Source organism: Oceaniglobus roseus (genome assembly GCF_002869745.1).
GTDB lineage: Bacteria > Pseudomonadota > Alphaproteobacteria > Rhodobacterales > Rhodobacteraceae > Oceaniglobus > Oceaniglobus roseus.
The window spans coordinates 84339-107516 of the sequence record NZ_PNOS01000004.1 but is presented as its reverse complement, the minus strand read 5'-3'; the positions used below and the strand labels follow the sequence as shown (position 1 = coordinate 107516).

The window sequence follows — 23178 nt, the reverse complement described above, 5'->3', positions numbered from 1 at the left end:
GGAGAACTGCCCATGATCGTTGCCGAGAACGTCCACAAGCACTTCGGCGGTTTCCACGCCGTGGACGGGGCTTCGATCAGTATCGCGGAAGGGTCGATCACCGGACTGATCGGGCCGAACGGCGCCGGAAAGACCACGCTCTTCAACGTGATCGCGGGCGTCCTTCAACCGACCTCGGGCAAGGTGACGATGGCGGGCGAGGACATCACCGGCCTGCCGCCGCACACCCTGTTCCACAAGGGGTTGCTGCGAACGTTCCAGATCGCCCACGAATTCGGCTCGATGACCGTGCGCGAGAACCTGATGATGGTGCCCCCCGCGCAGGCGGGCGAGACGCTGTGGAACGCCTGGTTCAACCGCTCGCGCATCGCGCAGGAGGAAGCGGCGCTTCTGAGGAAGGCCGACGAAGTCCTTGAATTCCTGACGATAGACCACCTGAAGGACGAGCGTGCGGGGAACCTGTCGGGCGGCCAGAAGAAGCTTCTGGAGCTTGGCCGCACGATGATGGTCGAGGCGAAGATCGTGTTCCTGGACGAGGTCGGCGCGGGCGTGAACCGGACGCTGCTGAATACCGTGGGCGACGCGATCCTGCGGCTGAACCGGGAGCGCGGGTATACCTTCTGCATGATCGAGCACGACATGGATTTCATCGGCCGCCTCTGCGATCCGGTCATCGTGATGGCCGAGGGCAAGGTGCTGGCCGAGGGCTCGATCGAGGAGATCAAGGCGAACGAGCAGGTGATCGAGGCCTATCTCGGCACCGGGCTGAAGAACAAGGTGACGGCGTGAGCGGCAATCCCTGGCAGGACGGGCGGGGCAACAAGGACCGCTCGATCACGAAGAGCGACCGCGCGGGCAGCACCGGCGACGATCCGGTGCGCCGCGGCGGAAAGGCCCATGCGGCCCCTGGGGGACCATTCCTGATCGGCGATGGCATGACCGGCGGCTACGGCTCGGGCGCCGATATCCTGCACGGCTGCACCCTGTCGGTCGAGAAGGGCCAGATCGCGGTGATCGTCGGGCCGAACGGCGCGGGCAAGTCCACGGCGATGAAGGCCGTCTTCGGGATGCTGAACCTGCGCGAGGGCGCGGTGCGGCTCGACGGGACCGACATCACCGACCTCACGCCGCAGGACCGTGTGGCCCATGGCATGGGCTTCGTACCCCAGACCCACAACATCTTCACCTCGATGAGCGTCGAGGAGAACCTTGAAATGGGCGCCTTCCTGCGCCGCGACGACATCCGGGGCACGATGGAGCAGGTGTACGAACTGTTCCCGATCCTGAAGGAGAAGCGTCGGCAGGCGGCGGGCGAGCTTTCGGGCGGCCAGCGCCAGCAGGTCGCGGTGGGGCGCGCTCTGATGACCCAGCCGAAACTGCTGATGCTGGACGAGCCGACCGCGGGCGTGTCGCCCATCGTGATGGACGAGCTGTTCGACCGGATCATCGAGGTGGCGCGCACCGGCATATCGATCCTGATGGTCGAGCAGAACGCGCGCCAGGCGCTGGAGATCGCGGACCGCGGCTATGTGCTGGTGCAGGGGCGCAACGCCTTCACCGGGACGGGCCAGGAGCTTCTGGCCGATCCCGAGGTACGGCGGAGCTTCCTGGGCGGATGAGGATGCAGCGGTTTCCGGCGTTCGCGCCCTGCACGTTTTCTGGACGGGACCATGCCGTTCGGCCCATTGCTGACGCAGGCGCAACAGTCGTACAAAAAATTTGTGACAACACGAAACCTTTAAGCGGATATTGGCGTTTCCCATGGTTTGCTCAGGCCACGCGCTGCCTGTCGAGCGGTGGCGCACCCATCGCCCGGACCGGGGCGGCGGCGCTGGGGGCCGGGACGGGCCCTGCCCTCGCTGCGCCTTCGGCAGACCGGGCGGCAAACGAGGTGAACGCCCATGTCCATGCTGCCCCTGCTCCTCAGCGGCCTCCTGAGCGCCGTGTCCCCTGCCGCCGAGGTCAAACCCATGTCCTGTTCGTTCCAGAGCGGCGACTCGCCCGCCCTGACGGTGCGGATCGCGCCGAAGAGCGGCGCGGTGGCACCGGGCATGTTCCGGGTCGAGATGCAGCTGAAGGGCCAGGAGATCACGGGCAGCGCCGTGCCGCTGGCACGCAAGGACACCAACAACGTGGTGGTGCGGGCGGTGACGGCGGACCGGACCAAATGGCTGATCGCGGTGCGCGACAACGGCGCGGCCTTCCTCAAGGCGCAGGGCAGCGGATCGGACGTGGTCTCGCGCCCCGGCTCCTGCCGCGACGTCGGCGCGGCCTTCGAGGTCTGGCTGCACGGCTGAGCCTCGCGGGGCTGCTGCTGCCCGCCGCCGCTCCGGCCCTTGCCGAAGGCGCGGTGGTGCATCTGGAATGCCGCGTCGTGATGCGCTGCGACGGTGCGGGCACCTGCGCCGCACGGGATGAACCGGTCACGTTCACGCTGGACCCCATGGGCGCGGCCGAGGGCGGCGGCACGCGCTACCTGATCTCCTGGCGCGATACCTCTGCCGAGGCGGTCAGCCGCGACGGGCGGAGCTTCACCTTTTCCGAAGGCGCCGGTGACGTGCAGACGCTGCTGGCCGGCAACGGCACCGGACTGGTCTGGCACCGGCTGACCGAGGGCGCCGCGCCGTCCGCCACTGTCGATTTCCTGGATTGCGAGGCACCCCGCTGATGGACCCGTTGAACGCCATCGTGGCGCTGGCCAATTACGTCCTGATCCCCGGCGCCGCCTACGGCGCGCAGCTTGCGCTCGGCGCGCTCGGGGTCACGCTGATCTACGGCATCCTGCGCTTCTCGAACTTCGCCCACGGCGACACCATGGCCTTCGGGGCGATGGTGACGATCCTGTTCACCTGGGCGTTCCAGTCCTGGGGGATCGGCTTCGGCGTGCTGCCGACGGCGCTGCTGGCCCTGCCCTTCGGCATTGCCGTCACCGCGCTGCTGCTGCTCGGGACCGACCGCGCGGTCTACCGCTTTTATCGGCGGCAGAAGGCGGCGCCGGTGATCCTGGTGATCGTGTCGGTGGGCGTGATGTTCATCATGAACGGGCTGGTGCGGTTCATCATCGGCCCCGACGACCAGCAGTTCGCGGACGGCGCGCGCTTCGTCTTCTCGGCCCGCGACTTCAAGGAGTGGAGCGGGCTGGACGAGGCGCTGGTGCTCCGGACCTCGCAGGCGATCACCGTCGTCACGGCGGTGGTGGTGGTGATCGCGCTGTTCTGGTTCCTGAACCGCACCCGCACGGGCAAGTCGATGCGCGCCTTCTCGGACAACGAGGACCTGGCGCTGCTTTCCGGCATCAACCCCGAACGGGTGGTGGCGATCACCTGGATCATCGTCGCGGCCCTCGCCACGGTGGCCGGCGTGCTTTACGGACTCGACAAGTCGTTCCGGCCCTTCGTCTATTTCCAGCTGCTCCTGCCGGTCTTCGCCTCGGCCATCGTCGGCGGTCTCGGCTCGCCCGTCGGGGCGATCGCGGGGGGCTTCCTCATCGCCTTCTCCGAGGTCACGGTGACCTACGCGTTCAAGAAGGTGCTGGGCTATCTCGCGCCCGGCGGATGGGAGCCGGACGGGTTGGTGCAGCTTCTGTCCACCGACTACAAGTTCGCGGTCAGCTTCGCGATCCTGATCGTGGTGCTGCTGTTCCGTCCGACAGGTCTGTTCCGGGGGAAATCGGTATGAATTCCATGGGCATGGTGGCGGTGCAGGCCGTCGTTCTGGGGGCTCTCGGGTATTTCGCCGGCGGCGCGGCGGTGGCACTGCTGCTGGTGGCGCTGCGGCTTCTGGCCTTCGGCGTGACGGCCAGCGGAGCGGCCGGGCGGGCGGACCTCAGGAACGCGGCGCTGTTCGCGATCGTGGCGGTGCTGCTGGTCTATTCCGGCGCGACGCAGGGCTGGAACGTGGCGCTTGGCATCTTCAACATGGGCCTGATCAGCGCGATCATGGCGCTCGGCGTGAACATGCAGTGGGGCTATGCCGGGCTCTTCAACGTCGGGATCATGGGCTTCGTCGCCCTCGGCGGGCTTGGCGCCGTGCTGACGGGCATGCCGCCGGTGGCCGAAGCCTGGGCGGCGGGCGGTCTGCGCGTGCTTGCCGGCCTTGCCATCGGCGCTGCCACCATCGCCGGGGCGGTGGTGCTGTGGAAGCGGATGGCGAAGGGCGCCGCGCGGGGCTGGAGCATGGTGGCGCTGCTGGTTGTCGGCTTCTTCCTGTTCCGCTTCGTCTTCGACGCCGGCGTCGCCGCGGTGGAGGCGGTCAATCCCGCTTCGACGGGATATCTCGGCGGGCTGGGCCTGCCGGTGCTGATCGGCTGGCCGGTGGGCGGGCTGCTGGCGGCGGGGGCGGCCTGGATCGTGGGCAAGACGGCGCTCGGGCTGCGCAGCGACTACCTGGCCATCGCGACCCTCGGCATCGCCGAGATCGTGATCGCGGTGATGAAGAACGAGGACTGGCTGGCGCGTGGCGTGAAGAACGTGATCGGCCTGCCCCGCCCCGTGCCTTACGAGGTGAACCTCCAGGACACGGCCTCTTTCGTGCAGACCGCGCGGGATCTCGGGATGGATCCGGTCGAGGCCTCGTCCATCGCGGTGAAGCTCTGCTATGCCGGGCTGTTCGGCATCGTGCTGATCGCACTGCTCTGGCTCAGCCAGGCGGCGCTGAAATCGCCCTGGGGGCGGATGATGCGGGCGATCCGCGACAACGAGGTGGCGGCCGAGGCCATGGGCAAGGACGTGACCCGCCGCCATCTGCAGGTGTTCATTCTCGGTTCCGCCGTCTGCGGCCTGGCGGGCGCGATGATGACGACGCTCGACGGCCAGCTGACACCGGGCACCTACCAGCCGCTGCGCTTCACCTTCCTGATCTGGGTCATGGTGATCGTCGGCGGCTCGGGCAACAACTTCGGCGCGGTGCTGGGCGGGTTCCTGATCTGGTTCCTGTGGATCCAGGTCGAACCGATGGGCGCCTGGGTCATGCAGATCGTCACCTGGCCCCTGCCCGAAGGCTCGATGCTGCGCGATCACCTGGCGGATTCGGCGGCCTACATGCGCTACCTGACCATGGGGGTGGTGCTGCTCCTGGTGCTGCGCTTCTCGCCCCGGGGTCTGATCCCGGAGAAATGAGCGCGACATGAGCAGCGCCCTTCCCGTCACGATCCTTCTTTCCGCGGCGGGATCCTCCACGCGGATGCGGGGGCGTGACAAGCTGCTCGAGCCGGTGGCGGGCGAGCCGCTGCTTCGGCGTCAGGCCCGCGCGGCCTGCGCCACGGGGTGCCCGGTGCTGGTGACGCTTCCCCCCGATGCCGCGGCCCGGCGGCGCGCGCTGGCCGGGCTCGACCTTCGGATCCTGGAAGTGGCGCGCGCGGCCGAGGGCATGGGCGAGAGCCTGAAGGCCGGCGTGGCCGCTGCGGATCCGCGGGCGGCGGTGCTGGTGATGCTCGCCGACATGCCCGAGATCGGGGCCGCGGACCTCGACCGGCTGCTCGACGCCTATCGCAACCACGGCGGCACGGCGCTGGTGCGCGCGGCCGGTGCGGACGGCACGCCGGGCCATCCGGTGATCTTCCCGCCCGACACCCTGCCCGCCTTCGAGCGCCTGAAGGGCGATACGGGGGCAAAGGAGATCCTGAAAGCCGAGGCGCACCGCCTGAAGCTGCTGGCGCTGCCGGACCGACGGGCGCTGACCGACCTCGACACGCCCGAGGACTGGGCGGCCTGGAGGGCGTGGCGGGACTGACACGGGCCCGATCCTGCAACCGACCTGACCCGAAAGGAAAGGCCCGGATCCATGGATCCGGGCTGGAACATCGGCGACAACCCCGAGACGACGATGTCCACGCCTGTCCGCACATGCCGTGCGGGGTGCGGCGGCCGAACCCCTCCGGCCACCACACCGGCGTTCCTGTCACTTCACCAGCAGCTTCGCCTCGTGCTTCTTCAGCGTCCGGCGGGCCGACTCGTAGTTCTTGATGCCGGTGGCGTGCTCCAGCTCGGGGAACAGCTCCAGGATCTCGGAGCGCTGCGCGTTGCCGATCCCCTTCAGCGAGTAGTCGCCGGGCTGGAAGCTTTCGGTCCAGGCGCCATCGGACAGGACCACTTCGTGCTGCTCGAACATGAAGTGGATATAGGTCGTCTGGCTGGCCTCGACCGAGACGATGCCCTTGCCGTCGACCAGGTGCTTCGCCGCGACCAGAACCTCGCGCTCCTCGAAGTAGAGGGCGGTCTTGTCGTTGGCCACGAGCACGCGGTGGTTCGGCGACACCAGCATGTCCCGCTCGGGCAGGCCGTGGCCCAGGGCGCCGGCGCGGATCAGCACCGGCTGCATGTGCGGGCTGGCGGCCAGTTCGCGGCGGTCGATGGACTTTGCACCGACCCAGGCGATCTCCTGGATGCCGTTGTCGCGGGTGATGACCCGGTCGCCGGCCTTCAGCTCTTCCACCGGACGTTCGCCCCGCGGGGTCGCGATCAGGCTGCCGGGGGTGAAGCAGGGGATGATCTGCTCGATGTTGGTGAAGTCGATGCGCCCGGCCTCGTCGCCGTTGCCGTCGAAGTACACCACGGTGCCGTCGATGCCGTTGCCGTCGCTGTCGGTGGTGACATCCTGCAACTCGTAGCGCACGGCGCCCGAGGTGGCCCCGATCGAGCCGGTGAGGTCCAGCGTGTCGAAGTCCTGGCTTGTGGGGCCGAAGCCCGCCCCGCCCGACACAGTGTCGCCGCCGTTCAGGTCGGTGAAGGTGTCGGCATCGTCGGCGCCCGACAGGAAGTCGCTGCCGCCGTTGCCGGCGATGGTGTCCTCGCCGTCGTTGCCTTCCACCGTGTCGTCGCCGACGCCGCCGGACAGGATATCCTCGCCCGCGCCGCCGACGATGCTGTCGTCGCCGTCGCCGCCGGTCACCGCGTCGTTGCCGAAGCCGCCGACGATGGTGTCGTTGCCCATGCCGCCGTCGATGATGTCGTCGCCTTGGTTGCCGTCGATGCTGTCGTCACCGGTGCCGCCGAGCATGAAGTCGTTGCCTTGGCCACCCGACAGGGTGTCGTTGCCTGCGCCGCCTTCCACGGTGTCGTCCTGCGCGCCGCCCGCGACATAGTCGTCGCCCTCGCCGCCGACCACCGAGTCCTCGCCGCCGCCGCCGACGATGCTGTCATCGTCCACGCCGCCGTCGATGGTGTCGTTGCCCGACCCGCCGAGCAGGGTGTCGTTGTCGTCCTCGCCGTAGACCAGGTCGTTGCCTGCACCGGCGTTGACGAAGTCGCGTCCGTTCAGCGGCTGTGGATCGGTGGCGTCCGGGATCTCGCCGTCGAAGCCGGGGATCGGCTCGGGGCCGAAGCCGCCGTAGACGGTGTCGTCGCCCGCGCCCGCGTTGATCGTGTCGGAGCCGTGGGAGCCGATGAGCATGTCGTTGCCCGCGCCGCCGTCCACGCTGTCGTCGTCGATGCCCGCGTTCACGAAGTCGTTGCCGAGGCCGCCGACGACCGTGTCGCGGTCGTCGCCGGTGCGGATCGAGTCGTCGCCGTCGCCGCCGTCGACGAAGTCGCGCCCGTCCTCCTGGTTCGGGTCGGACTGGCCCGGCAGGTTGTTCGGGTCGTCGCCGACATAGTCGGACAGGGTGTCGATGCCCGCGATGATCGTGTCGTTGCCGTCGTTGCCGTAGATCGTGTCGGCGCCCTGGAGATCGTCGATATAGTCGTTGCCGGCACCGCCGTAGACCAGATCGTTGTCGATCCCTGCCATGATCGAGTCGTCGCCGTCGCCGCCATGGACGGTGTCGCGGTCGTCGCCAGTCATGATGGTGTCGTTGCCCGCGCCGCCCTCGACCGAGTCGCGGTCGTCGTTCGGGAAGGCGTCGGGTTCGAGAACGCCGGGGATCACGGCCACCGGATCGTCCAGCGCCGGGTCGTTGCCCGCGACGTCGATCAGGTCGTCGCCGTCGCCACCGATGGCGGTGTCCGAACCGCTGTCGTCGGTCAGGGTGTCGTTGCCGGTGCCGCCGTCGAGATAGTCGTCGCCCGCGCCGCCGTCGACGTTGTCGTCGCCGTCCATCGCATGGACCGTGTCGTCGCCCTCGTAGGCCTCGACGATGTCGTCGTTGCTGCCGGGGTTGCCGAGGATCGCGTCGCTGTTGTCGATCCGGTCGCCTTCGGGATCGCCGGTGTAGCCGAGGTCGATCAGGTCGTCGCCGGTGGTGCCTTCGACGATGCCGTCCAGCGCCGGGCCGACGCCAAGCAGGGTCTCGATCTCCTTGAAGTCGACGATGGTGCCGTCGTCGAGCGTCGCCACGCCCGCCAGGCCGCCGCCCGCGCCGGGATCGGAGTTGGTGTAGCTGACCTGGCTCGCATCGCTGATCAGGCCGGTGAGGTCGAGCGTGTCGCCCACCGTCTCGTCGCCCTCGCCGCCGGTGATGAAGATCGTCTGCCCTGCGCCCAGCTGGTTCTGGTCGATGGTGAAGCTGTCGTCGCCGTCGCCGCCGTTCACGGTGTCCTCGACACCGGCCGCGATCTGGTCGTTGCCCTTGCCGCCGTCGAAGACGTTGAGGCCGTCGCCGCCCCGCAGGGTGTCGTCGAAGTCGGAGCCGATGATGCCCTCGACGCTGTCGTTGATCGAATCGTTGCCGGCCGCGCCGCCCGAAAGGGTGTTCGCGGCGAGGTCGATGTTCACGCCCGCGTCGGAGGCGGAATAATCGATTGTGTCGAGCCCGGTGTTGCCGAAGAAGCTGTCGGCGCCCTCGCCCGCGATGAACACGTCGTCGCCCGCGCCGCCTTCGAGATAGTTCAGCCCGCCGTCGCCCTGCAGCGTGTCGTTGCCATCGCCGCCGCGCAGCGTGTCCTCGCCCGCGCCGCCGTGGATCTCGTCGTCGCCGTCCTGGCCGTAGGCGTCGTCGTTGCCCTCGCCCGCATAGATGGTGTCGTTGCCGACCCCCGCCTTGATCAGGTCGTCGTTGCTTCCGACGTTGCCGAAGACGGCGTCGTTGTTGTCGACACGGTCGCCTTCCGGATCGTCGAGGTAGTTGACGTCGATCAGGTCGTCCTTGTCTGCGTTCTGGTCGCCGGACACGATGCCGTTCGGCCCGCTGGACGGGGGCGTGACGGGATTGCAATCCAGTTCCGCGGCCGTGTCCTCGGGGGTGTAATCGTCATTCTTCATCGTACGGCTCCATCCATTGCAACGCGCAACCCGCGGCGGCGTCGAAATCCACATTCAAAACGCAGACGGCTCGACCGCCCTCGCCCTCACCAGCGCCCCTGAAGGGACGCGAAATCGTGCTTTGCCCAAGCGATGACCGCTCGCAGCAGACCTTTGTTCGACCGATCTTCGGAGTTTTCTCCCCTGGCCGGTCCGGTCGTCCCCCAACGACACTTCGAAAACCCAGTTCGCAGGGTCAATCTACTGGAACGCCCGAAGCCACCAAGGACAAAATTGTCCGAAAATTGGCATCGAAGGGATGCACGGCGGCCTTGTCGCGGCCTTTCTTTCCCACGCCAGACCCCCGATCACGGCATTTTGTTTCCATGAGCGCGACAGACGTCCCCGCGCCGCTGCGTCTACGGTCCAGTTTTTCGAGAGAAGAGGGGTGACGCGCTTCGGAGTCACCACTCTTGGCGGCGCGATCCGGAAACGATGCCATACCTCTTAAGAATTGGCCTTCCGAAGGCTCATGCCGTCTTGATCTTGCCACATTGCCGACACGGTCCGGGCATCAATGGCGCAGGCATGGCGGGATTGATGGCAGATTTCGAACGATGGTGTTCGAATCAATTCGAAACCGGTCGGACGGCCTGCCTTCAGACGCTCCACGCCGGGGCGCGCTTCTCGAGGAAGGCGCCGATACCCTCGGCGGTGTCCTCGCGCAGCATGTTGGTCACCATGACCTGCCCGGTGTGGGCATAGGCGGCGGCGAGGTCCATCTCGAGCTGTTCGTAGAAGGCGCGCTTGCCGATCCGGACCGCGCTGCCGAGCTTCGCGGCGATGGTGTCGGCCAGATCGGCCGTCTCCGCCTCCAGCCGCTCCGGCGCCACGGCCCGGTTTATCAGGCCCAGTTCCACCGCGCGGGCGGCGGTGATGAAGCTGCCGGTGGTCAGCATCTCGAACGCCTGCTTGCGGGGTATGTTGCGGGAGAGCGCGACCATGGGGGTCGAGCAGAACAGGCCGATGTTCACCCCGTTGACGCCGAAGCGCGTATCCTCGGCCGCGACCGCCAGATCGCAGGTGGCGACAAGCTGGCAGCCCGCGGCGGTGGCGATGCCGTGGACCCGGGCGATCACCGGCTGCGGCAGTTCGGGGATCATCTGCATGACCTCCGAGCAGCGGCTGAACAGGTCGGCGAAGGCGGCGGCGCCACCATCGGCCTGCGCCCTTGCCGCCGTCATCTCCTTCAGGTCGTGCCCCGCGCAGAAGGCTTTCCCGGCCCCCGCGATGACCACGACGCGGATCGCCCTGTCCTCGGCCAGGGCCGTAAACGCGGACTTCAGCTCGGCCAGCATCGCGTCCGACAGCGCGTTGAGGTTCGCGGGCGAGTTCAGCGTCAGCTGCGCCACCGCGCCACGGTCTTCTCTCTCAAGGATCGCCATCTTGTCCTCCACCGGCTTTGCGGCAAGTCTAGCGCGGCAGAGCGGCGGGAGAAAGCATGACACTGAAGATGGACGCGGACGCGCTGACCGCCTTCCTGGCCGAGGCATTCCCGCAGGTGGCGGCTGATTTCACCGTGGTGGCGGCGGAGCCCGACCTGCTGCGCGTGCGCCTCGACGTGGCCGAGCGCCACTTGCGCCCCGGCGGCACGGTGTCGGGGCCGTCGATGTTCGCGCTGGCCGATGTCGCGATCTACCTCGCGATCCTCGCCCGGATCGGGCCGGAGGCCTTGAGCGTGACGACGAACTGCTCGATCGACTTCATGAGGAAGCCCGCCGCGGGGGTGCCGCTGGTGGCCGAGGCGCGGCTGCTGAAGCTGGGCCGGGTGCTGGCGGTGGGCGACGTGCTGATCTTCTCGGAAGGGGTCGCGGCGCCGGTGGCCCGGGCCTCGCTCACCTATTCGATCCCGCCCGCAAGACCTCAGGCGGCGCGCTGAACCATGCCGAAGAGGTCGCGGGCATCGTCGGGGTCGGCGATCATGTCGAGCTCCTGGAACAGGCCGGTGTCCTTCAGCCGGGCCCGGACGTAGCGCAGCGCCGAGAAATCCTCGATGGCGAAGCCGACCGAGTCGAACAGCGTGATCTGCGCCTTCGACGTGCGCCCCTCGGCCGTGCCCGCCATGACCTGCCACAGCTCTGTCACCGGGTGGTCGTCGTCGAACTGCTGGATCTCGCCCTCGACCCGGGTCTGCGGCGGGTATTCGACGAAGATGGAGGAGCGCAGCAGGATGTCGCGGTGCAGCTCGGTCTTGCCGGGGCAGTCGCCGCCGATGGCGTTGATGTGGACACCCGCGCCGACCATGTTGTCGGTCAGGATCGTCGCGTACTGCTTGTCGGCGGTGCAGGTGGTGATGATGTCGGCGCCCTCGATGCAGGCCTCGGGGCTGTCGCAGGCGACGAGTTCCAGACCCTGCCCCTGCAGGTTCCGCATCGCCTTCCCGGTGGCCTTGCTGTCGATGTCGTAGAGGCGCACCGTGTCGATCCCGCAGACCGCCTTGAAGGCCAGCGCCTGGAATTCGCACTGTGCGCCGTTGCCGATCATCGCCATGACCTTCGCGTCCCGCGGCGCCAAGTGCTTCGCCGCCAGCGCCGACATGGCGGCGGTCCGGAGCGCGGTCAGGATCGTCATCTCCGACAGAAGCACCGGGTATCCGGTTGCGACATCCGCCAAGAGCCCGAAGGCCGTCACCGTCTGGAGGCCGGTCTTCGTGTTCTTCGGATGGCCGTTGACGTACTTGAACCCGTAGACGTCGCCGTCGGAGGTCGGCATCAGCTCGATCACCCCTTCGGCGGAGTGCGAGGCGATGCGCGGGGTCTTGTCGAAACTTTCCCACCTCAGGAAGTCGGCCTCAATCTCGGCGGCGATGCCGCGCAGCATCTCCTCGATGCCGATCTCGTGGATCAGCTGCATCATGTGCTGGACCGAGACGAACGGAACGAAGGCGCGGGGCGAAGGGGCTATCATCGGGCATATCCCTGGTGGAAGGGGCGGTTCGGGCGGTCGAACACCTTGCGGCCCATAAGCGAGCCGGTGAGGTCGACCATCAGCTGCGCGGTGCGGCCGCGCTCGTCGAGGAAGGGGTTCAGCTCGACGAGGTCCAGCGAGGTGACGAGGCCGCTTTCGTGCAGCATCTCCATCACGAGGTGCGCCTCGCGGAAGGTCGCGCCGCCGGGGACGGTGGTGCCCACGGCGGGGGCGATGGCGGGATCGAGGAAATCGACGTCGAGCGAGACGTGCAGCATCCCGTTCGCCGCCTCGACCTTCTCCAGGAACTCGCGCAGCGGCGCCGCCATGCCCGTTTCGTCGATCTGGCGCATGTCGTAGACCGAAACGTCAGTGTCGATCAGGGCGCTGTATTCCGCCGGGTCGACCGAACGGATGCCGATCATGCAGATGTTGGCGTCGGGCACGGGCGCCTCGACCTTCGGGAAGGGATCGAAGCCCGCGCGCCCCGTGGCATAGGCGACGGGCGTGCCGTGGAGGTTGCCGCTGGTCGAGGTCTCCATGGTGTGGAAATCGGTGTGGGCGTCGAGCCACAGCACGAACTGCTGCCGGCCCTGCGCCGCCGCGTGGGCCGCGACGCCTGTCACGGTGCCCATGGCCAGCGCATGGTCGCCGCCAAGGAAGATCGGCATGCTGTCCTTCATGGCGTCCCGCGCCGCGGCCTGCAGCGCTTTCGTCCAGGCCACGGTTTCGCCGAGGTGCTGGATATGGGCGGGCGCTCCGGGGTGCTCGGAGGCTGCGCCGGGGATGACGTTGCCCGCGTCGCGCACGCTGTGGCCCAGCCCCTCCAGCGCGGCGGCAAGGCCGGCCACGCGGAAGGCGTCGGGGCCCATCAGGCAGCCGCGCCGGGCCTTGCCGCAGTCCACGGGCGCGCCGATCAGGGTCACTTGGGTCATGGGGGTCTCCGTCCTGTCTGTCGCTGCCTGTGTCTACGCGGATCGGGTCGGACAACAGCGCACATTCTGATCAAATCGGGATGGCATTGGCCAAAACGATAAGTCATGCTACCGGAATGGACGATACCGACAAGGCCCTTCTGGCGGCGCTGCGCCGCGATGCCCGTGCCCCGCTCTCCGATCTCGCGATCGAGGTCGGGATCTCCCGTGCCACGGCCCGAACCCGGATCGAGCGGATGCAGGCCCGCGGCGACATCCAGGGCTTCACCGTGCTGACCCGCGCCGACGTCACCCGGGCCCCGGTGCGCGGCCTGATGATGCTGGCGATCGAGGGCGCGGGCACCCGCAAGCTGATCCATCGCCTGCGCGGACTGCGCCCGGTGAAGGCGGTCCATTCCACCAACGGCAAGTGGGACCTGATCGTGGAACTCGAGGCCGGGACGCTGGAGGAACTCGACCGCACCCTGTTCGAGATCCGCGAGCTTTCGGGCGTCACGGCGAGCGAGACCAGCCTGCTGCTGACGACAAGCACCGCCTGATCAGGTGTCGGCGCGTGGGGTTTGTCAGCAAGGAAGATGCCCCGGCTTCTTCTTTGCCCAAATACTCCCGCCGGAGGCGTCCGCACTATCCGCCCCGCGCCGTCCCCGCCGGCAGGGCGCCGTCAGCCCCGCCGCACCGCCTTGAGCCAGATCAGCGCCAGCAGGAACGAGAACAGCGCGTTCCACCCGGCCATGGAGATCCCCATGAGCGTCCAGGCCGCCTGGTCGCACATCACCACGAAGTTGCCCGCGCTGGTGTCGAGCAGGTCGGCACCCGACAACCCGCCGATCCCGCCGCCGCTGCCGGTGCAGGAGGTCGGGCCGGGCCAGAACTTCCACTCGATCCCCGCGTGATAGACCCCGATGCCCGAGGTCAGCAGCGCCGCGAGCCCGCCGATGACGGCGACGAGGCGCGCAGGCCAGAAGAAGCCGACGCCGCCCATGGCGATCGCCAGCCCGTGCGGCCAGCGCTGCCAGATGCAGAGCTTGCAGGGCGCATAGCCGAGGATCTGGAACACGAAGGCCCCGAGCAGCAGGAGAAGCGAGCCGCTTGCGGCGACAAGGATGAGGAACCGTCTGCTCATAGATATTTCACCAGGTAAAAGCCCCCGAGGATACCGACCACCAGGAGCGTGAACAGGAGTGCGAGCCGCCGCTCGATGAAGTCGCGGATCGGCGCGCCGAACTTCCACAGAAGCGCCGCGACGATGAAGAACCGCATTCCTCTCGCGACGATGCTGGCGGCGATGAAGATGGGCAGCGACAGGCCGGTGCTGCCCGACAGGATCGTGATGACCTTGAACGGGAACGGCGTGACCCCGGCGATCAGCACCGCCCAGGCGCCGAAGTCGTTGTAGCGGGCGCGGAACTCGTCGAAATAGACGTCCTTGCCGTAGAACTGCAGGACCGGCTTGCCCACCGTCTCGAACAGCCCGGCCCCGATCCAGTAGCCAAGCAGCGCGCCCAGCACCGAGCCGACAAGGCAGACCGTGGCGATCAGCCAGGCGCGCGAGGGGCGGGCCAGGATCATCGGGATCATCAACACGTCGGGCGGGATCGGAAAGACCGAGCTTTCGGCGAAGGCGACGAGCGCCAGCGCCCAGAGGGCGTGCGGCGACTCGGCCAGCGCGATCGTCCTGTCGTAGAGCGTTCTCAGCATGGCCCCGTCCCTGTTCGGCGCTCTTGCTACACCCTCCTCTCCCGGCGTCAATGGCACAGGCGCTGTCGGCGGGAACCGCCGCGGCCGGTGAGGCATTGCGTCACAGGCGCGCCGGGACGGTCCCCGCGCAAGGCAGGGAGAGACGGCAGGATGAGATGGCAGGGACGGCGGGGCAGCCGCAACATCGAGGATCGCCGCTCCATGTCCGGGGGCGCGATCGGCGGGATCGGCGGCGTCGGGCTTCTGGCGGTGCTCGCCATCGGCTATTTCTTCGGCATCGACGTCACGCCGATCCTGAACGAAGTGTCGGGCCAGGGACAGGGCCGCGGCGGCGAGGTCGAGCTGACGGAAGCCGACCAGCAGGCGGGCCAGTTCGTCTCGGTCACGCTGGCCGACACCGAGGAGATCTGGGGCCGCATCTTCCAGCAGCAGCTGGGCGCGACCTACGATCCGGCGACGCTGGTGCTGTTCAAGGGCGTCACGCAAAGCCCCTGCGGCAATGCCTCGGGTGCCACTGGCCCCTTCTACTGCCCGCTCGACCAGAAGGTGTACCTCGACACCGCCTTCTTCACCACGCTGTCCCGGCAGCTTGGCGCGAAGGGCGATTTCGCCGCCGCCTACGTCGTGGCCCACGAGGTCGCCCACCACGTGCAGGACGAGCTTGGCATCCTCGAAAAGGCCAACGCGCTGCGCCAGCGCTCGAGCGAGGCGGAGTCCAACGCGATCTCGGTCCGGATCGAGCTGCAGGCCGACTGCTTTTCCGGGATCTGGGCGAAGCAGGCGGAGGCGCAGTTCGGCACGCTCGAACCCGGCGACGTGGACGAGGCGATGAACGCCGCGGCGCAGATCGGCGACGACACGCTCCAGCGCAACGCGGGCCGGGTGCCCGCCCCCGAAAGCTTCACCCACGGCACGTCCGAGCAGCGCCAGCGCTGGTTCGCCAACGGCTATGAAGGCGGCGACGTCGACTCGTGCGACACCTTCGGGGCGAACCGGCTGTAACGGCGGCGCGCGATCTCAGGCCTTTTCCGCTGCCCTCGCGTGGCGGGCGAGGTCCTGGCAGACGGCGAAGGCGCCCTTGATCCGCTCGCCCGTCTTCGACCAGTCGCGCAGCACCACCACCTTGTTGTCCTTCACCTTCGCCTGGCCCTTCTGTTCGTTCAGGAAGGCGACGAGGCCAGCGGGATTGGCGAACTTGTCGTTGTGGAACAGGATCGTCGCGCCCTTCGGCCCGGCGTCGAGCTTGGCGATGCCCGCGCGCTTGCACTCGGCCTTGATGCGCACCACCAGCAGCAGCGTGTTCACCTCCTTCGGCAGCTTGCCGAAGCGGTCGATCAGTTCTGCCGCGAAACCCTCCAGCTCGACCTTGGTCGTCAGCGTCGAAAGGCGGCGATAGAGGCCGAGGCGCACGTCGAGGTCGGGGACATAGTCCTCGGGGATCAGGACCGGCACGCCGAGGTTGATCTGCGGCGCCCACTGCTCGTCCCCGCTGTCCGTCAGCCCTTCCAGGTCGCCCGAGCGGATCTTCGCGATCGCCTCCTCCAGCATCGACTGGTAGAGTTCGTAGCCGACCTCGCGCACCTGCCCCGACTGCTCCTCGCCCACGAGGTTGCCGGCGCCGCGGATGTCGAGATCCTGGCTTGCGAGCGTGAAGCCCGCCCCGAGCGAGTCGAGCGAGCCGAGGACGCGCAGGCGCTTCTCGGCGGTCTGGGTCAGCTTCACGCGCGGCTTGGTCGTGAGATAGGCATAGGCGCGGGTCTTCGACCGCCCCACCCGGCCCCGGATCTGGTAGAGCTGGGCAAGCCCGAACATGTCGGCGCGGTGCACGATCATCGTGTTGGCGGTGGGGATGTCGAGGCCCGATTCCACGATGGTCGTCGCCAGGAGCACGTCGTACTTGCCGTCGTAGAAGGCGTTCATCCGGTCGTCGAGCTCGCCCGCCGCCATCTGCCCCGTGGCGGTGATGAAGCTGACCTCGGGGACGTGGTCGCGCAGGAACTGCTCCATCTCGCCCATGTCCGAGATGCGCGGCACCACGACGAAGCTCTGTCCGCCGCGGTAGTGCTCGCGCAGCAGCGCCTCGCGCAGGGTCAGGGTGTCGAACTCCGAGACGTAGGTGCGTATCGCCAGGCGGTCGACCGGGGGCGTGCCGATGATCGAGAGATCCCGCACGCCGGTGAGGCTCAGTTGCAGCGTCCGGGGGATCGGCGTCGCGGTCAGGGTCAGCACATGCACGTCGGTGCGCATCTGCTTCAGCCGTTCCTTGTGGTTGACGCCGAAATGCTGCTCCTCGTCGATGATGAGCAGGCCGAGGTTGCGGAACTTCACCGATTTCGCCAGCAGCGCGTGGGTGCCGATGACGATGTCCACCTGCCCGTCCGCGATTCCTTCGCGGGTCTTTGCGGCGTCCCTTGCGGAGACGAAGCGCGACAGGGGCCGGACGTTCACCGGGAAGCCGCGGAAGCGTTCGGCGAAGGACTTGTAGTGCTGGCGGGCCAGCAGCGTCGTCGGCGCGATCACCGCCACCTGCACCCCGCCCATGGCGGCGACGAAGGCCGCGCGCATCGCCACCTCGGTCTTGCCGAAGCCGACGTCGCCGCAGATCAGCCGGTCCATGGGCGAGCCGGCGGAAAGGTCCTCCAGCACGTCGTCGATGGCGGCCTGCTGGTCGTCGGTCTCGTCATAGGGGAAGCGGGCGGCGAAATCGTCCCACATGCCGTCCGGCGGCGTCAGGATCGGGGCGCGGCGCAGGGCGCGTTCGGCGGCGACGCGGATCAGCCGGTCGGCGATCTCGCGGATGCGCTGCTTCAGCCGCGCCTTCTTCGCCTGCCAGGCCCCGCCGCCCAGCTTGTCGAGAAGCCCCTCCTCGTGCCCGTAGCGCGACAGAAGCTCGATGTTCTCGACCGGCAGGTACAGCCGGTCGCCGCCCGCGTATTCCAGCAGGATGCATTCGTGCGCGGCGCCAAGCGCCTGCACGACCTCGAGCCCGCGGTAGATGCCGACGCCGTGATCGACGTGGACGATCAGGTCGCCGGGCGAAAGGCTCTGCACCTCGGTCAGGAAGTTGTCGGCGCGCTTCTTCTTCTTGGCGGACCGGATCAGCCGGTCGCCCAGCACGTCCTGCTCGGCGATGGCGGTCAGGCCGTCGCCCTCGAACCCGTGCTCCAGCGCCCAGACGGCGAGGAAGACGCCGCCGGTGCCCTCGGGAATGTCGCGCCAGTCCGCGATCGGCTTGGCGGTGGTGATCCCCTCGTCCTCGATCAGGCCCTGAAGCCGCTCGCGCGCGCCCTCGGAATAGCTCGCGATCACCACCTGCGAGCCCTTGCGCCTGGCCTGGACGTGATCGGCCAGCGCCTTGAAGAGGCTCACGTTCTCCTGCTGCCGTTCGGGCGCGAAGTTGCGCCCGATGCGCCCGCCCGCGTCGATCACGCCGGGCCCGGTGGGCTGGGGCAGCGGGTTGAACCGCAGCACGCGGTGATCGGCGACCGCCTTCTCCCACGCCGCATCGTCGAGATAGAGCAGCCCCGGCGGCGCGGGCTTGTAGACGCTGTCGACCCGCGCCTTGCTGGTCATCGCCTCGCGGCGGTTGTCGTACTGGTCGGCGATCCCCTCCCAGCGGGCCAGACGCGCGGGCGTCGTCTGGTCGTCGAGGCAGAGAGTGGCGCCCGGCAGGTAGTCGAACAGCGTCTCCAGCTTCTCATGGAAGAACGGCAGCCAGTGCTCGACGCCCGCGTGCTTCTTTCCCGCGCTCACCGCCTCGTAGAGCGGATCGTCGGTGCCGACCGCGCCGAACTCGATGCGGTAGTTCTGGCGGAAGCGGGTGATCGCCGCCTCGTCCAGGATCACCTCGGAGACCGGCGCAAGCTCGATCACCTTCAGCTTTTCGGTGGTGCGCTGCGTCGCCGGGTCGAAGCGCCGCGCGCCGTCCAGCACGTCGCCGAAGAGGTCGAGGCGCACCGGCCCGATCTCCCCAGGCGGCCAGACGTCGATGATGCCGCCCCGGACGGCATAGTCGCCCGGCTCCATCACGGTCGGCGCCTGGGTGAAGCCCATGCGCACGAGGAAGGCGCGAAGCCCCGCCTCGTCGATGCGCGAGCCGACACGGGCCGAGAATGCGGCCTCCTTCAGCACCTCGCGCGCGGGCACCCGCTGGGTCGCGGCGTTCAGCGTCGTCAGCAGCACGAACTTCCCCGGCACCCCGTGGGCCAGGGCCGCCAGTGTCGCCATCCGGGTGGCCGAGATGTCGGGGTTCGGCGAGACGCGGTCGTAGGGCAGGCAGTCCCAGCTCGGGAAGGTCAGCACCGTGACCTGCGGCGCGAAGAAGGCCAGCGCGGCGCGCATCGCCGAAAGCCGCTTGTCGTCGCGCGCGACATGGACGACGGCGCCCTCGGCCTTCTGCAGCTCGCGGGCGATCAGGTGGGCGTCGAACCCCTCGGGCGCGCCGGAGACGGTGATGTGGGAGGGCTTTGCCATGGAGGCTGAGGTAACGGCGCGGGGGGCGGTGTCAATCGCAAACCGTGCGGCGGCGGCCTCAACCGCCCAGCGGGCCGACGTCGAGGTTCTGGTACATCCCCCACATCGCGGTGAGGAAGATCGACAGGATGCCGATGAACTGGGTCCAGAGGCGCTGGCGGGTCAGGCGGCGGCGCAGCGCCTCGCCGTGGCTGCCCTCGGCGCGGATCGCCTCGGCGGTGGCGACGGACATGCCGCCGACGGCGGTCATCGGCAGCGCGATCAGCACCACGGCCTGGGCGAACTCGATCCCGTACCAGAATCCGAGCAGCAGCAGCCCCGACAGGATCATCGAGGTCAGCGAGACCAGGCCGAGACCCGAGACCGAGGTGATGTAGAGCAGGCGGTTGACGTTCACGCGGGTGATCGCCTCGAGATCCCGCTGCGCCTCGCCCTCGTAGCGGCGGGCCCGCGTGACCATGTCGTAGGGCACGCCAAGCACCCAGTGCGAGGCCGAGGACCAGATGGCAGCGAGGGAAATCCAGTACCAGAGGTTCGAGAAGGACCGCAGGTCGATCAGTTCAAAGACGGCCGTGTACCAGTCCACGCGCGGCTCCCGGGATAGTTCGGCGCGACACTACTCAGGCGGTCCGCCGAAGGCCACCCGGGAAACGGCGCCGGTACGGAAGGACTTGAGCCGGCGCGGCATCCGTGCAACCCAGTGCCACCCGCGATCGAGGCCCGAGACATGACAACCGCCCCCTTCCCCGCCGCCCGCTTCCGCCGCCTGAAATCCTCCGCCGCCCTGCGCGCCCTCGCCCGCGAGAACGTGCTGTCGGTCGGCGACCTGATCTGGCCGGTCTTCGTGCGCGACGGCGAGGGCCAGAGCGAGCCGGTGGCTTCCATGCCCGGCGTCAACCGGCTCTCGGTGGACCTGCTGGTGGAGGCGGTGAAGGAGGCGGCGGATCTCGGCATCCCCGCGGTCTGCATCTTTCCCTATACCGACCCCACGCTGAAAACCCAGCTCTGCGAGGAGGCCTGGAGCCCCGACAACCTGTCGAACCGGGCGATCCGCGCGATCAAGGCGGCGGTGCCGGAGATCGCGGTGATGACCGACATCGCGCTCGACCCCTACAACGTCAACGGCCACGACGGGATCGTCCGGGACGGCGTCATCGTCAACGACGAGACGGTCGAGGCGCTGGTGCGGATGGCGCTGGCCCAGGCCGAGTCCGGCGCCGACATCCTCGGCCCGTCCGACATGATGGACGGGCGGATCGGCGCGATCCGCGGCGCGCTCGAGGCGGCGGGGCACCGCGACGTGGCGATCATGTCCTATGCGGCCAAGTACGCCTCGGCCTTCTACGGGCCGTTCCGCGACGCGGTCGGGGCGACCGGCGCGCTGACCGGGGACAAGAAGACCTACCAGATGGACCCGGCCAACTCCGACGAGGCCCTGCGCCTGGTCGAGCGTGACCTTTCCGAGGGCGCCGACATGGTGATGGTGAAGCCCGGCCTGCCCTATCTCGACATCTGCCGGCGGGTGAAGGACCGCTTCGGCGCGCCGACCTTCGCCTACCAGGTCAGCGGCGAATACGCGATGATCCAGGCCGCGGCGGCGCAGAACTGGATCGACGGGCAGAAGGTGATGGCCGAGTCGCTCATCGCCTTCAAGCGGGCGGGCTGCGACGGCATCCTGACCTATTTCGCCCCCGCCATGGCGCGGCTTCTCGGCCACGGCCCCGTGGCGCACTGACAGCGGGTGGCCGCCGCCGGTAGCGCCGGCGCCGCGGCGAGCCCCGGCTCCGGCCCACGGGGGCGAAACGCTCCCATCTTTGCTTCCATAAATATCCCCGCCGGAGGCTCCCGAACCCTCGGCCCTCGCACCGGCCGGTCGGCGCGCCGCGCAAAAGCTGTCCCGGATCGCCGTTCCCGCCCGCGACACATCCCGCCCGCAATCCCGGCGGGCCCGGTTATTGTGGCCGACGCAGGCAGATCCCCGCCAAACACCGCATGAAAGCGTGACACGTCCACGACTTCCGGTTAGGATTCCACCCAGAACGGCCGGTCAAGGCCGTCGCACCCCCGAGGCAACCGGCAGCATGAAGGGCAATCCCCGATGAAGATCCATACCCGCCGCAGCGTTCTCGCCGGCGCCGCGTCCGCCGTGTTCGTGACAGGCGCCTGTTCCAACGGCATCGGCAGCAACGGCGCCGCGACGATCGACGCCCGCGTCAGAAGCACGCTCGACTATCTCTATTCCACCTATCCCGCCACCCGCGACCTGCGCGACAAGTCCGCGGGGATGCTGGTCATGCCGCTCGTGACCCAGGCCGGGCTCGGCATCGGCGGCGCCTACGGGCGCGGCGCGCTGCTGGTCGCGGACACCACGGTGGACTACTACTCCGCGGCCCAGGCCAGCGTCGGCCTCCAGATCGGCGCGCAGCAGTATGCGCACGTGCTGTTCTTCATGACGAACGACGCGCTCTACAAGTTCCGCAGCTCCCCCGGCTACTCGGCGGGCGCCGACGTGCAGTATGTCGCCAACGACCAGGGCGGCAACCTCAGCGCCGACACCACGACGTCGCTCTCGCCGGTGATCGCGGTGATCTTCGGCCAGGCCGGGCTTCTGGCCGGGGCGACGCTGAAGGGCACGAAATACACCCGCATCATTCCCTGATCCGGCGGCCCGTCAGGGCCGGGCGGCGCCCCCTTTCGCCGGGGGCGCCGCCAAGCTAGGGTGCGCGCGATTTCAGCTGACCCCGGAGCGCGTTCCATGCCCCTTCTGCTTAACCCCAACATGGCCGCGACCTTTCCGCCACCGGTGATGGAGGCGCGCCGCTGGCTGGCCGATGCCGTCTTCCCGCCCGAGCGTCCGCTGATCAACGTGAGCCAGGCCGCCCCGGTCGAGCCGCCCCACCCCGACCTGCGCGCCGCCATGGCCGAGGCGGTGCTGAACCGGAACGAGACGCATCTCTACGGCCCCGTGCTGGGCATGCCGGAGCTGCGCGCCGAGGTGGCGGCGACCTGGAGCCGGGACTACAACGGCCGCGTCGCGCCGGAGCAGGTGGCGATCACCTCGGGCTGCAACCAGGCCTTCACCGCGGTGATGTCGACCATCGCCGCCCAGGGCGACGAGGTGATCCTGCCGACGCCCTGGTATTTCAACCACAAGATGTGGCTCGACATGACCGGCGTCCGGGCGGTCCCGCTGCCCACAGGCGCGACTCTGATCCCCGATGCCGAGGCCGCCGCGGCGCTGATCGGGCCGCGCACCAGGGCGATCGTGCTGGTGACGCCGAACAACCCCGGCGGCGCGGAATACCCGGCCGAGACGGTGCGCGCCTTTTACGAGCTGGCAAGGGCGAAGGGCCTGCCGCTGCTGGTCGACGAGACCTACCGCGATTTCGACAGCCGATCCGGCGCGGCCCACGACCTGTTCACCGATCCCGACTGGGACCAGACGCTGATCCAGCTCTACTCCTTCTCCAAGGCCTACCGGCTGACGGGGCACCGCGTCGGCGCGCTCACGGCGTCTGTCGCCCGGCTGGCGGAGGTGGAGAAGTTCCTCGACACCGTGACGATCTGCCCCTCCCAGCTCGGCCAGCACGCGGCGCTCTGGGGGATGCGCCACCTCGGGCAATGGCTGGCGGGCGAGCGGGACGAGATCCTCGACCGCCGCGCCGCCATCGAGGAGGGCTTTCCGCGGCTCGAAGGCTGGCGGCTGCTCGGCTGCGGCGCCTATTTCGCCTATGTCGAGCATCCGTTCGACCTGCCCTCCGACGCGCTGGCGCAGCGGCTGGTGCAGGAGGCGGGGGTGCTGCTGCTGCCCGGCACGATGTTCACGCCCGAAGGCGACGCCGACGGCAGGCGGCAGCTCAGGATCGCCTTCGCCAACGTGGACCGTGCGGGGATCGGGGCGCTGTTCGACCGGCTGGAAGGGCTGCGGTTCTAGAGGCTCCGCCCCGCTGCGGTCCGCGGCGAAGCACGGCAGCAGGGACGCGAGGAAAGC

Annotated in this window: 21 protein-coding genes; 13 read left to right on the top strand and 8 right to left on the bottom strand. The window is 68.7% G+C overall.

What is annotated here, in order from left to right:
- Nucleotides 1-12 precede the first annotated feature (12 nt).
- From A7B20_RS03720 to A7B20_RS03690, 7 genes are all read left to right on the top strand, one after another.
- Nucleotides 13-789, top strand: a complete 777-nt coding sequence (locus A7B20_RS03720) for an ABC transporter ATP-binding protein (RefSeq protein WP_102107207.1) — start codon at nucleotides 13-15, stop codon at nucleotides 787-789.
- Nucleotides 786-1619, top strand: coding sequence for an ABC transporter ATP-binding protein (locus tag A7B20_RS03715; protein ID WP_102107206.1), 834 nt, complete (start codon nucleotides 786-788; stop codon nucleotides 1617-1619). Before A7B20_RS03720 ends, A7B20_RS03715 begins: the two co-directional genes overlap by 4 nt.
- Before the next feature lie 282 nt (nucleotides 1620-1901).
- Entirely contained in the window at nucleotides 1902-2297 is a 396-nt protein-coding gene (locus tag A7B20_RS03710) for a hypothetical protein (RefSeq protein ID WP_102107205.1), read from the top strand.
- A gap of 56 nt (nucleotides 2298-2353) precedes the next feature.
- A complete protein-coding gene (locus A7B20_RS03705; protein ID WP_157937592.1) occupies nucleotides 2354-2668 on the top strand; it encodes a hypothetical protein in 315 nt (104 codons plus the stop codon).
- Entirely contained in the window at nucleotides 2668-3678 is a 1011-nt protein-coding gene (locus A7B20_RS03700; protein WP_102107203.1) for a branched-chain amino acid ABC transporter permease, read from the top strand. Before A7B20_RS03705 ends, A7B20_RS03700 begins: the two co-directional genes overlap by 1 nt.
- Complete coding sequence (locus tag A7B20_RS03695; protein ID WP_245866515.1) at nucleotides 3675-5117, top strand: branched-chain amino acid ABC transporter permease; 1443 nt, start codon at nucleotides 3675-3677, stop codon at nucleotides 5115-5117. Before A7B20_RS03700 ends, A7B20_RS03695 begins: the two co-directional genes overlap by 4 nt.
- Nucleotides 5118-5124: 7 nt before the next feature.
- Nucleotides 5125-5730: a nucleotidyltransferase family protein gene (locus tag A7B20_RS03690; protein ID WP_102107202.1), complete on the top strand. Its 606-nt coding sequence runs from the start codon at nucleotides 5125-5127 to the stop codon at nucleotides 5728-5730.
- Nucleotides 5731-5898: 168 nt separating this feature from the next.
- Here A7B20_RS03690 and A7B20_RS03685 read toward each other — a convergent pair whose 3' ends face one another.
- Together A7B20_RS03685 and A7B20_RS03675 are read right to left on the bottom strand one after the other, a co-directional pair.
- Nucleotides 5899-9135 (bottom strand): Hint domain-containing protein, encoded by a 3237-nt coding sequence (locus A7B20_RS03685; protein ID WP_172960955.1) that lies wholly within the window; start codon nucleotides 9133-9135, stop codon nucleotides 5899-5901.
- A 638-nt stretch (nucleotides 9136-9773) separates the two neighbouring features.
- Nucleotides 9774-10559 (bottom strand): enoyl-CoA hydratase, encoded by a 786-nt coding sequence (locus A7B20_RS03675; RefSeq protein WP_102107201.1) that lies wholly within the window; start codon nucleotides 10557-10559, stop codon nucleotides 9774-9776.
- Nucleotides 10560-10615: 56 nt separating this feature from the next.
- On the opposite strand from A7B20_RS03675, the gene A7B20_RS03670 reads away from it, so the two are divergent.
- Nucleotides 10616-11053 (top strand): PaaI family thioesterase, encoded by a 438-nt coding sequence (locus A7B20_RS03670; RefSeq protein WP_102107200.1) that lies wholly within the window; start codon nucleotides 10616-10618, stop codon nucleotides 11051-11053.
- On the opposite strand, the gene A7B20_RS03665 is transcribed toward A7B20_RS03670, so the two are convergent.
- Nucleotides 11038-12081 (bottom strand): ornithine cyclodeaminase, encoded by a 1044-nt coding sequence (locus A7B20_RS03665; protein ID WP_102107199.1) that lies wholly within the window; start codon nucleotides 12079-12081, stop codon nucleotides 11038-11040. The genes A7B20_RS03670 and A7B20_RS03665 overlap by 16 nt on opposite strands.
- Nucleotides 12078-13016 carry an arginase gene (gene rocF / locus A7B20_RS03660; RefSeq protein WP_102107198.1) on the bottom strand — a complete coding sequence of 313 codons (939 nt, stop codon included), beginning with the start codon at nucleotides 13014-13016 and terminating at the stop codon, nucleotides 12078-12080. Before rocF ends, A7B20_RS03665 begins: the two co-directional genes overlap by 4 nt.
- A 116-nt stretch (nucleotides 13017-13132) precedes the next feature.
- Here rocF and A7B20_RS03655 point away from each other — a divergent pair, with 116 nt between their 5' ends.
- Complete coding sequence (locus tag A7B20_RS03655; protein ID WP_102107197.1) at nucleotides 13133-13555, top strand: Lrp/AsnC family transcriptional regulator; 423 nt, start codon at nucleotides 13133-13135, stop codon at nucleotides 13553-13555.
- Nucleotides 13556-13677: 122 nt separating this feature from the next.
- On the opposite strand, the gene A7B20_RS03650 is transcribed toward A7B20_RS03655, so the two are convergent.
- Nucleotides 13678-14139, bottom strand: coding sequence for a disulfide bond formation protein B (locus A7B20_RS03650; RefSeq protein WP_102107196.1), 462 nt, complete (start codon nucleotides 14137-14139; stop codon nucleotides 13678-13680).
- A complete protein-coding gene (locus A7B20_RS03645) occupies nucleotides 14136-14714 on the bottom strand; it encodes a YqaA family protein (protein ID WP_102107195.1) in 579 nt (192 codons plus the stop codon). Before A7B20_RS03645 ends, A7B20_RS03650 begins: the two co-directional genes overlap by 4 nt.
- A 150-nt stretch (nucleotides 14715-14864) precedes the next feature.
- Between A7B20_RS03645 and ypfJ the strand changes: the two genes are divergently transcribed.
- A complete protein-coding gene (ypfJ, locus tag A7B20_RS03640) occupies nucleotides 14865-15716 on the top strand; it encodes a KPN_02809 family neutral zinc metallopeptidase (RefSeq protein ID WP_102107194.1) in 852 nt (283 codons plus the stop codon).
- 15 nt (nucleotides 15717-15731) lie between these two features.
- On the opposite strand, the gene mfd is transcribed toward ypfJ, so the two are convergent.
- Both mfd and A7B20_RS03630 read right to left on the bottom strand, forming a co-directional pair.
- The gene (gene mfd, locus A7B20_RS03635) at nucleotides 15732-19187 is read right to left on the bottom strand and encodes a transcription-repair coupling factor (protein WP_102107193.1); all 3456 of its coding nucleotides are present in this window, start codon (nucleotides 19185-19187) and stop codon (nucleotides 15732-15734) included.
- Nucleotides 19188-19245: 58 nt separating this feature from the next.
- Nucleotides 19246-19773 (bottom strand): component of SufBCD complex, encoded by a 528-nt coding sequence (locus tag A7B20_RS03630; protein WP_102107192.1) that lies wholly within the window; start codon nucleotides 19771-19773, stop codon nucleotides 19246-19248.
- A gap of 141 nt (nucleotides 19774-19914) precedes the next feature.
- Between A7B20_RS03630 and hemB the strand changes: the two genes are divergently transcribed.
- The 3 genes from hemB to A7B20_RS03615 all read left to right on the top strand — a co-directional run bounded on the left by hemB (nucleotide 19915) and on the right by A7B20_RS03615 (nucleotide 23121).
- A complete protein-coding gene (gene hemB / locus A7B20_RS03625) occupies nucleotides 19915-20922 on the top strand; it encodes a porphobilinogen synthase (RefSeq protein ID WP_102107191.1) in 1008 nt (335 codons plus the stop codon).
- Between the two features lie 363 nt (nucleotides 20923-21285).
- The gene (locus tag A7B20_RS03620) at nucleotides 21286-21846 is read left to right on the top strand and encodes a lipid-binding SYLF domain-containing protein (RefSeq protein WP_102107190.1); all 561 of its coding nucleotides are present in this window, start codon (nucleotides 21286-21288) and stop codon (nucleotides 21844-21846) included.
- Between the two features lie 96 nt (nucleotides 21847-21942).
- Entirely contained in the window at nucleotides 21943-23121 is a 1179-nt protein-coding gene (locus A7B20_RS03615) for an aminotransferase (RefSeq protein ID WP_102107189.1), read from the top strand.
- The last annotated feature ends 57 nt before the right edge of the window (nucleotides 23122-23178 follow it).

Coding starts and splice junctions, on each gene's coding strand:
- mfd (WP_102107193.1), bottom strand. CDS start 19,187: ATGGCAAAGCCCTCCCACATCACCGTCTCCGGCGCGCCCGAGGGGTTC.
- hemB (WP_102107191.1), top strand. CDS start 19,915: ATGACAACCGCCCCCTTCCCCGCCGCCCGCTTCCGCCGCCTGAAATCC.
- A7B20_RS03670 (WP_102107200.1), top strand. CDS start 10,616: ATGACACTGAAGATGGACGCGGACGCGCTGACCGCCTTCCTGGCCGAG.
- rocF (WP_102107198.1), bottom strand. CDS start 13,016: ATGACCCAAGTGACCCTGATCGGCGCGCCCGTGGACTGCGGCAAGGCC.
- A7B20_RS03710 (WP_102107205.1), top strand. CDS start 1,902: ATGTCCATGCTGCCCCTGCTCCTCAGCGGCCTCCTGAGCGCCGTGTCC.
- A7B20_RS03690 (WP_102107202.1), top strand. CDS start 5,125: ATGAGCAGCGCCCTTCCCGTCACGATCCTTCTTTCCGCGGCGGGATCC.
- A7B20_RS03675 (WP_102107201.1), bottom strand. CDS start 10,559: ATGGCGATCCTTGAGAGAGAAGACCGTGGCGCGGTGGCGCAGCTGACG.
- A7B20_RS03615 (WP_102107189.1), top strand. CDS start 21,943: ATGCCCCTTCTGCTTAACCCCAACATGGCCGCGACCTTTCCGCCACCG.
- ypfJ (WP_102107194.1), top strand. CDS start 14,865: ATGAGATGGCAGGGACGGCGGGGCAGCCGCAACATCGAGGATCGCCGC.
- A7B20_RS03700 (WP_102107203.1), top strand. CDS start 2,668: ATGGACCCGTTGAACGCCATCGTGGCGCTGGCCAATTACGTCCTGATC.
- A7B20_RS03695 (WP_245866515.1), top strand. CDS start 3,675: ATGAATTCCATGGGCATGGTGGCGGTGCAGGCCGTCGTTCTGGGGGCT.
- A7B20_RS03645 (WP_102107195.1), bottom strand. CDS start 14,714: ATGCTGAGAACGCTCTACGACAGGACGATCGCGCTGGCCGAGTCGCCG.
- A7B20_RS03720 (WP_102107207.1), top strand. CDS start 13: ATGATCGTTGCCGAGAACGTCCACAAGCACTTCGGCGGTTTCCACGCC.
- A7B20_RS03685 (WP_172960955.1), bottom strand. CDS start 9,135: ATGAAGAATGACGATTACACCCCCGAGGACACGGCCGCGGAACTGGAT.
- A7B20_RS03650 (WP_102107196.1), bottom strand. CDS start 14,139: ATGAGCAGACGGTTCCTCATCCTTGTCGCCGCAAGCGGCTCGCTTCTC.
- A7B20_RS03620 (WP_102107190.1), top strand. CDS start 21,286: ATGAAGATCCATACCCGCCGCAGCGTTCTCGCCGGCGCCGCGTCCGCC.
- A7B20_RS03665 (WP_102107199.1), bottom strand. CDS start 12,081: ATGATAGCCCCTTCGCCCCGCGCCTTCGTTCCGTTCGTCTCGGTCCAG.
- A7B20_RS03655 (WP_102107197.1), top strand. CDS start 13,133: ATGGACGATACCGACAAGGCCCTTCTGGCGGCGCTGCGCCGCGATGCC.